At 44.0% G+C, this 15,480-nt stretch carries 9 protein-coding genes; all 9 read right to left on the reverse strand.

Features of this window, described 5'->3' with window-relative positions:
* Positions 1-4: 4 nt before the first annotated feature.
* Entirely contained in the window at positions 5-919 is a 915-nt protein-coding gene (locus GC096_RS11065) for an AraC family transcriptional regulator (RefSeq protein WP_171630291.1), read from the reverse strand.
* Between the two features lie 43 nt (positions 920-962).
* Entirely contained in the window at positions 963-3,668 is a 2,706-nt protein-coding gene (locus GC096_RS11070) for a family 78 glycoside hydrolase catalytic domain (protein WP_171630292.1), read from the reverse strand.
* Positions 3,669-4,113: 445 nt separating this feature from the next.
* On the reverse strand, positions 4,114-7,380 hold the full coding sequence (locus tag GC096_RS11075) for a polysaccharide lyase family 8 super-sandwich domain-containing protein (protein WP_171630293.1): 3,267 nt from the start codon (positions 7,378-7,380) through the stop codon (positions 4,114-4,116).
* A gap of 49 nt (positions 7,381-7,429) precedes the next feature.
* A complete protein-coding gene (locus GC096_RS11080) occupies positions 7,430-8,272 on the reverse strand; it encodes a carbohydrate ABC transporter permease (RefSeq protein WP_246302695.1) in 843 nt (280 codons plus the stop codon).
* An 18-nt stretch (positions 8,273-8,290) separates the two neighbouring features.
* Positions 8,291-9,151 (reverse strand): carbohydrate ABC transporter permease, encoded by an 861-nt coding sequence (locus GC096_RS11085; protein WP_171630294.1) that lies wholly within the window; start codon positions 9,149-9,151, stop codon positions 8,291-8,293.
* A 71-nt stretch (positions 9,152-9,222) separates the two neighbouring features.
* Positions 9,223-10,608, reverse strand: a complete 1,386-nt coding sequence (locus GC096_RS11090) for an ABC transporter substrate-binding protein (protein WP_171630295.1) — start codon at positions 10,606-10,608, stop codon at positions 9,223-9,225.
* Positions 10,609-10,637: 29 nt separating this feature from the next.
* Positions 10,638-12,935, reverse strand: coding sequence for a helix-turn-helix domain-containing protein (locus tag GC096_RS11095; RefSeq protein WP_171630296.1), 2,298 nt, complete (start codon positions 12,933-12,935; stop codon positions 10,638-10,640).
* Between the two features lie 26 nt (positions 12,936-12,961).
* Positions 12,962-14,488 (reverse strand): extracellular solute-binding protein, encoded by a 1,527-nt coding sequence (locus GC096_RS11100; protein ID WP_171630297.1) that lies wholly within the window; start codon positions 14,486-14,488, stop codon positions 12,962-12,964.
* A 97-nt stretch (positions 14,489-14,585) separates the two neighbouring features.
* Positions 14,586-15,479, reverse strand: a complete 894-nt coding sequence (locus tag GC096_RS11105) for a carbohydrate ABC transporter permease (RefSeq protein WP_312886245.1) — start codon at positions 15,477-15,479, stop codon at positions 14,586-14,588.
* Position 15,480 lies beyond the last annotated feature (1 nt).

Consider the following 15,480-nt stretch of genomic DNA (forward strand, 5'->3'; position numbering starts at 1 on the left):
ACTCTTACACTCGCTTATGCAGCGAACGAAACTCCACGGGCGCAACACCTTCCAACTTGTGGAACAATCGACTGAAATACTTGGCATCTTCATAGCCGCAACCATAAGCAATGTCCTGTACAGATGTTGAGCTTTCTTGGAGCAGCTTACGTGCCTTATTCATGCATAGCAGCGTAAGGTACATGTGCGGTGTGTAACCAAATTGTCTTTTGAATAGGCGTCTTATCTGCGCTTCACCTAGTGGAATCGACTGGATCAATTCTTGCAAGAGGCACGGATCCACATCCGCTATCTCTACCCGTGTCATCAATTGATCCGCTAACCCCGTGATCTCTGCCTTCTCCTCCAATGAAATTGCCATGTGAGGAGGGTCCTGTGCTACAAGCTGATCATACGATACGCGTCTTTCGTCTACATCCACAACAAGATGAAGGAGCAGTCGGCTGAAGGCAGCTTGAAGCTGGAGCGACCTGAACTTGGCGTCAGATTGGTAGGCGTCAACAACTTCATCGATGGCAGCTACGATGTCAAGGCCTACCGCATGAAAGACAACGGCGTGAGGCAGCCAAAGAGAGCCGCGTTTATGGCGAACTCTTCCTGCTTCTCGATCATCCATCTGCTGATCGAGTGCCTCCTGCGCCTCAGGTCGATGTTCCCAATCAAAGTGAATCGCTTTATGCGCTTCAAAGGGGCCAGACAACGTATGAACAGTCCCAGGAGGAATCAGAAGTAAATCCCCTTTTTGATACGGGAGGGATGACTCGCCCACTGTAAGTACGCCATTCCCCTTTTCAATCCACACCAATTCATGATCGAAAATGATACGCGGAACCATATGCAAGGCTTGAAGCATATGATGCGCATAACGGACATAGGGCCGTATGGGTTGTTTTTGCAACAGTTGCATGAATGGCAGCATAAGTGCTCTCCCACGGCCATTGGCCAAGTGATATTAACAAACCTTAAATCGCTATTTCTGTCGTAAATACATACGTCCCTGATCCTACTTGCTCTACGACGTAGTATGAACCGCTACCATCCAAAGCAGCTGTGATTTCTTGCCCATCCATGCGAAGAATATCTCCGCACTTAGGGACATACACGGTTGCTTCAGGACCAACGGGAATGGTTACTTTTAAAGTTATTCGATGATTAGCTGTGTCGTTGATCCAATGCGCGGCAATCATCCCATAATTGCACTTCAAGGTTGCTTCGACTTCAGCCAAATCTTCCGGTAAGTACGGCTTGATCTCGAAGGCGTCATACCCCGGCGCTGCCGGTGAAATCCCCGCAAGTGAACGGGTCAGCCATTCCTTGGCGTGTCCCATCATGCAATGATTTTGCGAACGAGCCATGTCCCAATATTCGGGCAACGTTGTGGCACCTTGGCTTACAAAGTACAAGTAGCTTGGCTGCGTTTTATTCGTGACCATTTTATAGACAATATCATTGCGGCCTTGGTCCGCCAGTACGGTTAACATCTGCTTGAGCGCAACTTCACCTGTACTCAAATGAAAGTCTGTCGCTTCGATTGCTTGGACTAGTAGATCTACAGACCGCGGAACATACTGCTCTTCGACCAATTCACTAAATAACGCGCAAGCATAGCTCGCTTGACTGCCTGAGCCGTAGATCCCCGTCGCCACATCATAATAAGCATGATTAAAAGCTGCCTGAATGTCAGCTGCCAAATCCAGATAGTAAGCTGCGTCTTCAGCTTGCCCTAGGACGCCTGCTATTTGAGCTACGGTATGCACAATTCGGAAATAAGCACACGTAGCTACAAAGTCAGTAGGTGTCGAGGTATCATAAGCTCCCCATTCACCAATCTGAGCATAACCGATAAGCAGATGGTCTGTCGTTTGGCTTTTCAGATAAGCAATATAGGCCTTCATGTTCGGGTAAGCTTGCTGCAGAATCGTCCAATCCCCATACACCTGGTAGATCTGCCATGGCGTCAGGATCAGAGCACCGCCCCAGTTTGGATCTTTGTACAGAAACGTAATGCGCTGGTACTCAGGAGCAATCGCAATCGCTTCTCCACTATCCTCTTGCGAATCCATCATATCCTTGGTAAATTTCTTCATCCATGCCTGAATATCAAAGGTGGACGACATGGAATTGAACATAAACTGACTAACTTCGGCCCATCCTAATTTCTCCATATGCGGGCAATCTGTTAAAACACTGTACATGTTACTCTCTATTGCACGTGTAATGATGGTATCGATCGTGTTAATATCCTCGCTTGACGTTCGGAATGTGCCAACAACCTCATTCTCTGTTCGCAGCAGATGGTTCATGAAATGAGACACATCTGGAACCCAGTCAGCCAGCTCCATACTTAGTTCGACTTCTAAATAGCGATATCCTTGGTATGAAAAAGTTGGCTGCCACCGCTCTTCTCCTTTGCCGCTTAGCACATAGCTATTGTAAACAATTCCCCACTCGATGTATTGTATACCACTATGAGGATCGGCTCCGCCTTCGCACGTTAGAACTTCCGCTGGATACAAGGTAATCTTGCCGCCAGCCATCTCAGGTGTGGTATTGGTTAAAATGATTTCGGGGATCCCGGCGCCATTCCGGCCCATATCCACGAGATAATTGCCACTCGCCAGCTTCGTAACCGATGCAGCTGGAAAGCTTTCAGCTATTGTAATGGGTGGACATTCTCTAGCTGAAAGCTTGCCCATCGGCGGCTCCATGACTTGAGCGGGTTGCCAGTTGTCCCTGGCTATGCCTGCACAATTCCAGCCTGTCACTTCTTTCGTCGCATCATAGTCTTCACCGCCGAACCAACCCGAGAATGTCGTTGGACTCTCCGTGAATACCCAGCTCTCATCTGTAACCGTTGTGTCGACCGAGCCATCTTCATACCTAACTTCTATTTGTGCAATCGTTTTCAATCTTCCGTACAAACCTTGCCACGAGGTACTTAGCTCAATCCCATCTGACTTCGTATAGCGGAGACGATCTCCCGTTTGTGTGCTGACTTCGGAATAATTGCCGTACATGCCGTTGCCAAGCAGAACACCCATCGCATTATTCCCCGACTTCAAATGATCTGTTACATCGTAGGTCACGTAAAACACGGTATCTCTGCAATCACTTTCACCAGGTTCATAAAAGTGGTTACTCACTTTAGTGCCGTTCAAGTAAGCCTCGAACAACCCCAATCCACTGATATAGAGTCTGGCTTGAGCAATTCTTTTACCCGTCGCTGCCTCAAACTCTTTCACGAACATAGGAACCACAGAACGATTACCTTCCCACGTCTCTCCCTGTCCGATCCATTTACCAGCCCAATCGGTTTCATGAAGAAGCCCCGCTTCCCATTGGGAAGCTTCACTCCAGTCTGACACTTCGCCTGCTTCATTCCACGCCCGAACTTTCCAATATACCCTTTGCCTCGAAGCTAATTCGGTTCCGTTATAGAGAATGTTACTAGTCGCGCTTCCCGCTACTTTACCTGAATCCCACATGTCGCCACTATCATCTTGGAGTTTGGCCTTGGTAGACGCCACTAGAATTTGATAACAGCTTTGACGCTGGTTTCGAGCAGAAGCTTCGATAATATAGCTTAATAGGGGAGCTGCTGTTTCCACCCCCAGTGGATTTACCATTGCATTCGTTCTTAGGTTCGTTAGCTGCCAAGCTAGATGCATGCTTGTTCCTCCTTCGTCGTCTCCATTATTCGTACCTCTATCTTATGAGAAAACGCTCAAAGAGAGGGAGAACGATATCGACGGAAAAGGTGGACTTTTTGGACATTCCATTTGTTACAAATGTACATTCACCAACCCACTCTATTCCGATTAGATGCGGTATTAGTTAAACTCACGTTTAACTGGAAAACCTCCATTTATTTCTCTGTGTTTTAAAGAAAAATTCAAAATAAATGGAAAAAATGCATCTAATTCCGGCCATTCCCTTACATTTGCTCCAATCTCGCGATATTAGCTGTAAAATATCCATCTACTCGTTTCAAATCGAGGAAATCACGAAAAATAGATGGATGTTTTCCATGTAAAAAAGAAAAGGAGCTAAGCCTATAAAACCTGCTTAACTCCTTGTCTTTGTCATTCACGTATCCCATTTATAGCGATCCTATCAAGGCGTGACCGCATATATTGCCATCCCCTGCAGCAGTACATCACCTGTCAATCGTACGAGATCCATCGTCAGTGATCCGTCACTGACTGTTGCGGTATAGGGTCCATACCGGGTCCAACTTCCTACTGTACCTGTTGCAACAGTTCCCTTTACTGCGCCCTCAAGCTTCACATCAAAGCTGCGGAAATTGTTCTGATAGTCCTCCATAACCCATAGGAAGACCGAATAGGTACCATTTGTAACGGTTTGGGAAATGCTTATGTTGCCACCTTTCCAAATCTCCGAATGCAGCATAGATGCTGTGTCCACATCTGCGGATGGATTTGGTGTGCGCGTATTGGTTGCCGAACTGACAGAACTGATTGTCATGCCGGAGGTCACTGCCGCGCTTTGCGCGAGCCAGCTATTTCCCTCGATGGTCACGGCCCCGCCGTTAAAGTTGACCCCTTTGGTGAAGACTGGGCTTGGCGCTGCTGCACTTGTCTGCTCCAGCTTCATATAATCAACCCTAATTTTCCCCGCCTGTGTACCGGTATTCGTAAGTCTGAATACGCGATCCCCAGGACCAATAAACGTGTAATTGCCTAAATCAACATCAAAATAGTTGGCTGCAGTTGAATAAGTATTAAATGGCGCCGCATGATCCGCATTACCTATTTTTAATTGATATAGAATAGGGAGGCTTGCTTTATATAGTCTGAGCGTGATTTTGTAAGTTCCTGCGATTGGCACATTTACCTTGTAATCAATATAATCATTGATCGCATTGGCATTGAACATATCGTCTTTGCCACCGCTAGCCGTAGAGCTATTCACAATTGTATGGCTATCCGAAGTACCAACTACCGTAAGCGTCTCTGCTTCAATAATAAATGGATTAGCCATTGGAACAGGCGTTGGCAACGGAACAGCCGTTCCAGTAGTAGCGAACTTCACTTTAAATGACTTGCCACTAGCGCCTACAACACTGACCGAAAATTTGATAGTTGGTGACAGCTGAGTTACGACAATACCGCTGTCAGCAGACAGCAACTGAGTTGCACTTTTATTAACTTCGATGTTTATCGTATCCCTGCCAGCTTGGGTTGGATCTGATACAGATACCTCTACATCATTTGCCGTTTCCTTGGTCATAACGGAGGCTTTCCTGTCCGAGGTCACAAGGCCTACCGTTTTGGTACTATCATTCCAAAAATTAATCCCTACAAGATTGAGTCCATTTTCTTTAACAGCCTGCGCATCTGTAGAATTTTCCAAAATTGTGATATTTGGATTACTTGCATAAGCACTTACCTGTGCACTCGTCTTATTAGGTAAGGTGACGTAGGAATAGCTTGCATTTGCAGGATTGACGCCATGGTTGAGTACCAAACTCAAGTAATTGCGTGTATAAGGCGTCGTTGACGCACCGCCATTGCCGTCAATTTGTTTCCAATTGCCTGTTCTAGCCTCGCGCAGTCCTGTTAGGGCTGTAGATCCTGGGAAATAGTAGCCAATATCTGAACCCGCTACACTTCCAGCTAAATGAATGGAATTAACACCTGTCATATTCTCCGTCCAGCCTAGAGCTGTTGATTTAGTTGTACCGTTTACGGTCAATGCATTATTTCCGCTGCTGTTTATTTTTCGATTTTCTGCAATCGTCTCGACAGCAATGCCATCTGTACTGGTTATCCCAGAACCCAATGCAACAATTTCGTCATCAAACATAAACCAAGATTTTTTAGCTGTTAGCGTTTGACCAGACGGATGTAATTCCATCCCTGTCACCCCATATAACCCCGAGATGTCCGTACCACCAACCCAATCTTTATCCGAACGAACATTTGCAGCAACGGATGTATTCTGCAAAACAGTAGTCCCAGGAAGCTTGTAGGAATTCACAGTAGGCCAGAAATTATCACTAAACTGAGACAAATCGTTGTTATACAAATAGGTCATGCCATCACCGGTATGCCAGCCTTTATTATTCTCACTGTTTATCGCTTCGTAATTGCCAATACGGGTAGAATTCATACTAATTCCGAATCCAAATCCTGGTCTTAGCTGAACGGCACGATCCATGCCCACGAACTGTTTGTATCCAATCAGTTCATCTCTTGGCGTAATGGAAGCATTATTCAGCAATGCTGTTGCCATTTCAATCACTTGAATCGAAGAATCCGTTAATAGATTGTTAAATGTATCTGTCTGCAGCCAGTATTTGATCATACGTTTGAAAGCTGTTGCATCTGTTGAAGGAGCAATCTCAGCTAACAGAAGGATGGAACGCATGGCACTATGGCTAACCATATGATCCTCTGACCAACTTCTAACGATCTCTCTTCCTCTCACCATATCCATAAGAGCGCCTTTATAAATAAGCGGTTCAAATGCATCATAAATCCATTTATATACGTTCAGCTTATCAGGATCCGTAACATCAAATGAAGATCCTCCGAAGAGGTACATTAAATTGCTTACCGATTCAAGCAGAGATAAGCCATAACCACCTGTATATGCAAAAAAAGTATGCTGGATGAAGGAACCATCCGAATAGAAGCCGTCTCCTTTTGTTACATTATCAAATAAAAGACTTAAACCAGCAGTAGCAAGGGTTATTTTGGCACTATCCTTAACAATCATGCCTCTAACTCCAATGACTATAGCTTCCCAGGCCCGATTACCTCCCGTCATCGCTACCGTTGGTTGAGAATAATCAACTGCAGCCATGTAGTTGGTAATTTGTGTTGGCGTTAAATCGTCATACATGAGAACAGTGATATCATTAAGCAACAGGGGTGTCCCTATTTGCCAATGCCACCAATTCTGATACTGCACGCCTCCTGCATAGAAGACGTTCGCATTCATCCAATCTAAACCACCAATGATATCATCTCTTAATGTTGTATTCCCTTCTAAGCTTGAGCCTCGCGTCGCATAGGCAAGTGCCATATCTTTGAGATTCGTATACGCAGCCGTTACCGTCGCTGACGAAGAGCCATTGAAATTATATCCAGTCCAAAGCGTTGCTCGAGTAGGCGTTTTAATCATCGTGTCCCATAACCCCTGAGCTTTCGTGGTTATGGCCGTAATACGGGCAGCAATATTGGGGTCAGTGGGGCTGTAGGTCGCGCTTCCGACTAAAGTGGCCTTCCATTTGGCTCTTAATGTGTCATATTCATCTGCTGCTGAAACTGGTTTGGTATACACAACCATTAAACTTAAAACCATCATACAGGCCATAACGAAACAGATAAATCTTTTAGACGTTGTTCTTAACATTACTTACCTCCCATTTGATTGAATTTTGAAGCAAAGCATGTGCTATATGTCATTCTTTACTTCCCGTGCTTGTTACCCCTTGTACGAAATAGCGCTGATACGGCAGTATCAGGCACACAGGGATAATAATCGCCAAAATGGATGCGGCAAACATTTCATTCCAGTATGTCGCATGTTCCGTAACAAAATAACTCATGGCTACCTGTATCACGCGATATTCTTTGGAACGGCTGACAAGAAGCGGCCACATAAAGGCTTCCCATTGGGAAATGAATATGAGCAGGCTTGCACTGATCGTAACTGGTTTGCACAGCGGAATAGCAACCTTGTAATAAATCCGCCACCAGGATGCGCCATCCATCCGTGCAGCCTCCAATAAGGCGACCGGCAAATCCATGAAAAACTGTCTGTATAGAAATATAACCAAACCACTCGCTATTCCTGGCACGATCAGTCCATAGTAAGAGTCCAGCCAGCCAAAGCTGTCGACTAAGCTGTAAAGTGGCAGTGCAATCACCTCAAAAGGAATCATGAACGTGATCAGCACGAGAAAAAACAGCCCATTTTTTGCTTTAAACGCCATTTTCGCAAAAGCGAATGCAGCCATAGAGTTCACAATGACGCCGAAAAACACATTGACGATTGCTACAAAAAACGTATTAAAGAAAATTCGTGCAAAGCCTCTTTGGGCAAAAAGATTATAATAGGCATCCCAGGTGAAGCGTGTGGGAATAAACGTTTTCCAACTAATTGGAGATACGTAGCGAAACACGTCCTCCAGCGGACGGAACGAAGAGGTTAGAGCAAAGAAAATAGGGAATATGACAATAATCACGAGAAGAATATGAGCGATATACATGACTGGTTTCGAGATGATGGGAGCTAGTTTCAACTAAACTTCCCTCCTTTGCTAATGCTTCGCCCGTAGCAGCATAAATTGAGCGGAAATGATCAACAGGATGATGAGCAGTAAAACAATGATAATGGCAGACGCTCTGCCCATATCGGAATAGACAAATGCACTATTGTAAGCTTCCAACATGAGAACATTCGTGCTGTTCTGCGGGCCGCCGTTCGTTAATATATACATGGGAGCAAACAGTAGGAAATTCGCTACAGTGGTGGAGACAGTGACAAATACCAAGGGTCTTTTCATCATCGGGAAGGTGACATTTCTGAACTGTGTCCATTTACTAGCGCCATCAATCGATGAAGCTTCGTACAGAGAATCAGGAACCTCCTGCAAGCCTGCCAAAAGGAACAGCATCCAATACCCCACGCCTTTCCATGTAGCCAGCAGAATAATGACCCACATCGCTTGGCCCGAACTCGTTAGAAATGGCTGGGGATCTAGCGACATCCAGACGAGCATGGAATTGAGTACCCCTTGCTCGGGGTTCATGATGATGTTGAACATGATGCACGCAATCGGAATTGAAACGGCGATCGGAACGATTTGAATCGTTCTGAATATCGCGATGCCCTTCACCTTCTTGTTCAAAAAGATCGCAAGAGCAAACGATAACGCGATTTGGATCGGATTAATGAGCAAGTTCATCCATAACGTCACTTGAATCGACTTCCAAAAAATCGGATCCTTAAACAAGGAGATGTAATTCCCGAATCCAATGAAGCTTTTTTGCCCCGTCATAAAGATGGTTTGATAAAAACTGTCCGTAAAACCTATGGCTAGTGGATATAATTTAAAAATGGCCAAGCCCAGTAGGGCTGGGAGTAAAAACGAGTAAGGAACTAGTTTGTTCTTCAACATATGGCTACTCCCGTCGATTATTGTGATTAGAAAGGGATTTTCGGAAGCCCGAAAACCCCTGAGATCCCTGCTTACTTCTTGACCGAATACTTAGCTAGTTGGCGGTCAATTTGCGTAACTGCACCATCGAGTGCTTTCTTCGGCTCAGTACCGTTTTTGATATCGCTAAACGCTTTGTCCATCAATGTTTCCCATTCCAGGTAACCAGGCGATTTCGGTCTAGGTACCGCCGTGTTATTAGCCTCGGAAGCAGCAAGCTTCATGATATTTTTCGGAAAATTCTGATAATTAGGATCAGAATCAATCTTGTTCAGCAGGTCGATTCGTGCAGGTACGTCATTACTCGCATTAACCCAAGTCTCCGCTCCTTTGCCCGCCGTGAGGTATTCAATGAACTTGGCCGCTGCATCTTTATGCGTGGAATATTTGGAAACCCCTACATGCCAACTTCCAGTTGGCGTTGCCACCTTTTTACCCTCAAAATACGGATGAGGTGCGATTCCGAAGTTAATCTTGGCATCGGTAAACTTCCCAACATCCCAAGTTCCGCCCACGAACATCGCGACTTTACCTGTCGCAAAATAATCTACGGTTTCATCAGCCGTTATCTTTGGTGAAATTTTAAAGGTATTGTATAGGTCGTAGTAGAATTTGCCTGCTTGCACCATTTCTGGCGAGTTGGTAAAACCGTCCGACTTTAACCCATCTTCACTGATCGCTTTGCCGCCTAGACCGTTGCCCAAAGAGAGTAATTGATAAGGACGGTTGAGCTGCTCAAACGTAAACCCGAATACATCCGGTTGGCCGTCGCCGTTTTTGTCGTAGGTCAGTTTTTTCCCTGCCGCTACAACCTGTTCCCACGTCCAGCGTTTCGCGATATCAAAGTCAGGGACGGTTTCCCCTTTTTCCTTGAAAATATCTTTGTTATAATAGAGCACCTGCGAGGATGTATTCATCGGTGCTGCCAACAGCGTTCCGTTCACAGAGCCCGCTTCCAACGACGACGGGATATAATTCGTTTGAGCTTTCTTGCTGATCAGATCATTCAGCGGCTCCAAATATCCTTTGGCATTATAGTTGGAGACTAGCGGACCGTCCGTAAGTACAATGTCGATTTCAGGAGATTTCGATCCCAGCTTTACCTCCATCGTTTCGAAAAGCTGACGGAATGGATATGACTGCATTTTGATCGAGATATTCGGATTTTCCTTCATGAAATCGGCGGATACCTGATTTATATTTTTTTCCCAATCTGACAGAATATAGAACGTGAGTTCCGTTTTCTCGCCTTTACCCGCGCTAGAAGCAGTTGCCTCTGCAGCTGGAGTCGATTTGGCTACAGATGATGTTTCCTTGCCGGCAGCTGGTGCACTGCCCCCGTCCGTAGACGAACATCCAACTACCAAAACCAAACTTGATGCTACGCATACTAGGCTAATCCCTTTTCTGATTACCATTCTTTTTTCCTCCAGTTCTATTCTCACAACTAATTAACCGTCTTTCTGTATTTGGTCGGAGTTACGCCATATGTCTTTTTAAATAAAGTCGTAAAATAGGCCGCATTGTTGTAGCCAATGCTCTCATAAATTTGCTTCACACCCATTTCAGGATGGGAGATAAGCAATTCCCGCGCTTTGTTTAACCGTAAATTATTGATGTAATCTGGGAAACTCATCCCCATGGCTTCTTTCACTATTCGGCTAAAATATTGGGGGGTAATATTCAGCTCATCGGCAAGCCCGTTCGCAGAAATCCCTGAGTTGGCATAGTTCTGTTCCGTCAACTCTATAATTTTACGCACAATATCCGAAGTTCCTGAAGAATTGATTTGAATGAGTTCCCGGCTGACAGATTCATACACTTCCGCATACCATTCCCTGAGCTCAGACAACGTCTCCATGGTCAGAACACGATTATAAATGAGTTGATAATCATATTCAGGCTTAACAGCTTGCAGAAAAATGGCGTCTTCGAGAATGCAGAGGAGCGAATGAATCGTTTGCGCATTGAGCTTTACAGCCGTTCGATACGGAAGCGCACACAGCAAGGCCAGATACTCATTCACATGCTGCTCATATTCGAATGTAGCCAGCTGTTTAATATCCTTGATCAGCTGTTTCTCAGTTTTACGAATAGATTCGTTAATGTTTTCCGATTCTATTAGCACGGCTGACGTGTATAGAACAGGATCCCTGCCATAATAAAGGCGATAATTCGTAACTTCGCAGGCCTGTTTATATCGGCTGGCGATACGATTGTATTGTTCTTCAACTTCACTTACACCAGCAGTAAATGCAAGATTCCATAGATTCTGCGAGGTTTCTCTTAACTGTAGAAGAACACTCTCAAATGCAACAGGATCGAATCTTCTATCATGCGCATCCACTTGGAGTAAGAAAACCAACTGTTCCTCGTCCACGATGACATAGGTGCTGTTCGTGTCATAACCTAACATCTCGAGTGTTAAATTTCCTAATGAATTCAGCTTTAAAGAAGATGACATCTTCGTATTATGTTCTCGAAACTCGACAAGCCCATTGATGCGAATGACTAGAATGATATATGCATCCTGCGTGCTGTTCACCACTCTTAAATCCAAGAGATGCTCCCTGATTTCCTGTTCATCCATCTCATTGCTTTGTTGCAATAAGGTATGGATATAGCGTGACTGCATCGTAAATATGCTCATTTCTTCTTGGTGCTCCAGCACATTCATCCGTTCAAAGAGTGATTTGGTTGCGTTTACAATCACTTTTAGATTGACAGCTTCCATCGATTCGGAAACACCCGTTTTTCTTGCGGAACGAACAATTTGGCTGAAAATCAGCATCATTGGCAAATAATACCGTTTAGAAACCACAATCGAAATGAACAACAGCATCACAAAAATAACCGATATGACCGCAATAATCGTTTTCATGGCTTTGGATTGCTCTCGGATAATATCATTATCACGAATGAGTGATAGCACGGTCCAATCCGGATTCTCAAAAAAGATATAGTTGGCAATAAGATGCTGCTCATCCTGCATAATCCTTGAACCACTACCGGACAATTGATGATTTTTGGATAGCTGCTCATACGCCTTGTGATATAGCTTGGTAGAACTAATCTCTTCATTACTGCTTAACAGGATTTGACCGTTAGCATCAAATATGGCCGCAACCGAGGTATCTGCAACATTGTGATTGAATACCTCCTGCTTTAACCGATCCGAATCCAACGTGACCAGTACAGAACCAATTTCCTCATCTTTAAATAAAATAGAAATGACATTAGCAATCTTTCCAGTCGTGTAGGGAACGGATCGCACCACGGGAGTAAGATTCTTGATGGATTCAACCAGTTCAATGATTGTAGACTCCTTCTCTGCAACGCCTCTTCCCGTTTTCTCCATGACAATTTGCTTGTTCTTGATAATGTAGATTGAAGCTACTGCCGGATTCGTCAGCAGAATCGTATCGATAAATTTAGAGGTATTGAGTAGATCAGCAGCACCTGGCTTCTCGTCTTCCATAAGGCCTTGGAATTCACTTTGTTTAAATATTTGATAAGCGATTTGATTGGCGTTGGATATAGCGCTATTACCCTTGGCGTGGACACTATTCAAGATTAAACGGTTCATGGCAAGAATATCCTCGGTGCTCTTATTGCCGAACCAGTAATACAAAATTATGGCCAGAACAAGTACGGACATCACAGCTGTTCCCAAATAAATAAGCAATAATTTAATGAAAAAAGTCTTTGCGATGATTTTCTCCTTACTTGCTTTGGTCATACTCATGTACTCCACTCATTCCATAGGAAATTTTACTTCTTGCTGAGATACGATTTTAGTTGCCCTTCATATTCCATACGGATCTTATCAATCCCTGCATCCTTAAGCGCTTTTCTAGCTGCTGGAAAATTCCCTTCAAAATCTAGAAAGCCCCAGAGAATCGGATTTATCTTTTCTACAATAATTTGATTTACTTTCGTTTCCTCCAATTTCACATTCGCATTATCGAAAACGAATCCTGCTGTTTTGGACAGCTTGGTACCAACATCCCAATTTTTGTAGCTATTTGCTGTTTTGTCCGGGATAAGCGTACTGAATTTGGCATATTTCTTGTTATAGAGCATCCAAGCTGGCCAAAGCTCATCCGTGGTGAGCTTTTCAATTTTATCGCCAACATTTTTATAATCCTTGTCTTTCACACCATTGATCATGAAATCGTAATTATCTTGGTTTTCAAATACCCAATTCAAGAATTGCACAGCCCGATCCGCATGCTTGGATTGCGCTGCTACATAGAACATATCGGTAACAACCATCTGCGTATATTTAGGCTTCTCTGGATTTAATAAATATTCATTCAGCTCGCCTGTAGGAACATTCTTCGTTAATGGGCCTATGAAATTGACCGCGCGGTCTCCAGCTGCTCCACTCGTCATGGCATAATTACCTGAATTAAATTCACTTAGCGCATTGCCAAAATTAGTTAACTGGTTATCCTTGATATATCCTTTGCTTCGCCAATCTGCGCGCATGTCACTGATCTTTTTGACTAAGTCCACATTTTCAAATAAAGAATATACGTTTCCATCCTTCTCATCTTCATTTACATAATAATAAGCAGCGTTCCCAATCGGTGTAAGCGAGACATTAGCCGGTGAGAATGCCCTGTAGTAAGGACTCAGGGGATCTACCTCGAAAATTGGCGTGATCTCCGGATGCTTCGCTTTCACCTTAGCTGCAAAGTCACTGATATCCTGAACAGACTTGATTGCAGCCATTCCGGCCTCCTTCAACAAATCCTCTCTCACCAAAAGGGAATGGAATTTGGCTGCAGAAGGTGCTTTAGCAACTGGAAGCGCGTACATTTTGCCATTTAATTTGACCGCGTCGAAATTTTCTTGTGGGAAATATTTTAGAATATTAGGGCCGTTCTCTTCTAAAAGCTTATCTACAGCCATAATGTTTTTCTTGTTTACATATTGAGCAAAATTACTTGGGATTGCCCAGAATAAGTCCAAGTCCTCCCCAGATGCAAACATAAGATTTAACTTATCATAATATTGCGCCCAAGGTGTATAAGTAATATCAAATGCCAGGTTCAGCTCCTTTTTCATCTTCTGAGCAAACTCGGTTTCTAAGAAAGCTTTCATGCGAGAACTCTGGTCCCCAGGCATGACCATATGAATGGTTACCAATTTGGAATTACTGACTGTTCCCACTGATGGCTTGCTGTCTGGACTCACCATAGTTTCATTGTTCTTCGAACAAGCAGTAAGAGCTAACACAACCACTAATGAAATGGTTAGTACAGGTACTCGACTTTTCCAATTTCTCTGCATTCCCTCTGTAGACCCTCCTCTTCTTATTTGTAAATTCACTTATTTCTTGCCGATATCTCCCATAAATCACCCCTCTCAATGAGTTTTCTGCAGTTCGTTAACCTTTAACGGCCCCAATCATTAACCCTTTTACAAAAAAACGCTGAATAAAAGGAAATACCAAGAGAATCGGTCCAATCGTAACCATCGTTATCGCAGCTTTGACCGTTACTGTGGGTACAGCAACTTTATCAGCTGCATGTTGGGACATATTGCTAGCCAACGCTTGTGTGTTCGATAACAGATTATATAACCGATACTGCAGCGGGAATAAACTGTCGTCACGAATAAACAAAAGAGATAACCACCAATCATTCCAATATTGAATCGCATAAAATAAAGAAATGGTCGCAATCCCTGGGAGTGCAATTGGAATCATGATTTTAGCGAATATGTAGAGTTCAGTAGCCCCATCCATTCTTGCTGATTCCAGCAGAGGCTCAGGAATGGTATCAAAGTAGCTCCTCATGACGAATAGAAAGAAAACATTTAATAAATAGGGAACAATCAATGCAGCAATCGTATTGGTTAGATGATAATAATTGACAATGAGAATGTACCAAGGGACAAGCCCGCCATTAAACAGCATGGTAAAATAACAATATAGGGATATCTTGTTTCTATATTTTAGCTTTTTGGAAGATAGGGTATAGGCCAACATCGCTGTGATTAACATGCTGCACACCGTGCCAACGACCGTCACGAATATCGTAACGAGGTAGGAGGACAGAATCCAATCACCGCCACTTCGGAACAAATAAGCATATGTATCCAGCGTAAAACCTTTTGGCCATAACGTATAGCCCGTTTGAATAATTTCCTTCTCTGTTGAGAAGGAGCTGGAAAGCATAAGAAGCAATGGATATAAACAAACCATCATGAACATGGATACGGTCCCGTATGCAAACCAATTAAAAGTGCGATCTGCCAGCGCTGTTTTTATTCGTTTCACC

The organism is Paenibacillus plantarum, assembly GCF_013141695.1.
GTDB lineage: Bacteria > Bacillota > Bacilli > Paenibacillales > NBRC-103111 > Paenibacillus_E > Paenibacillus_E plantarum.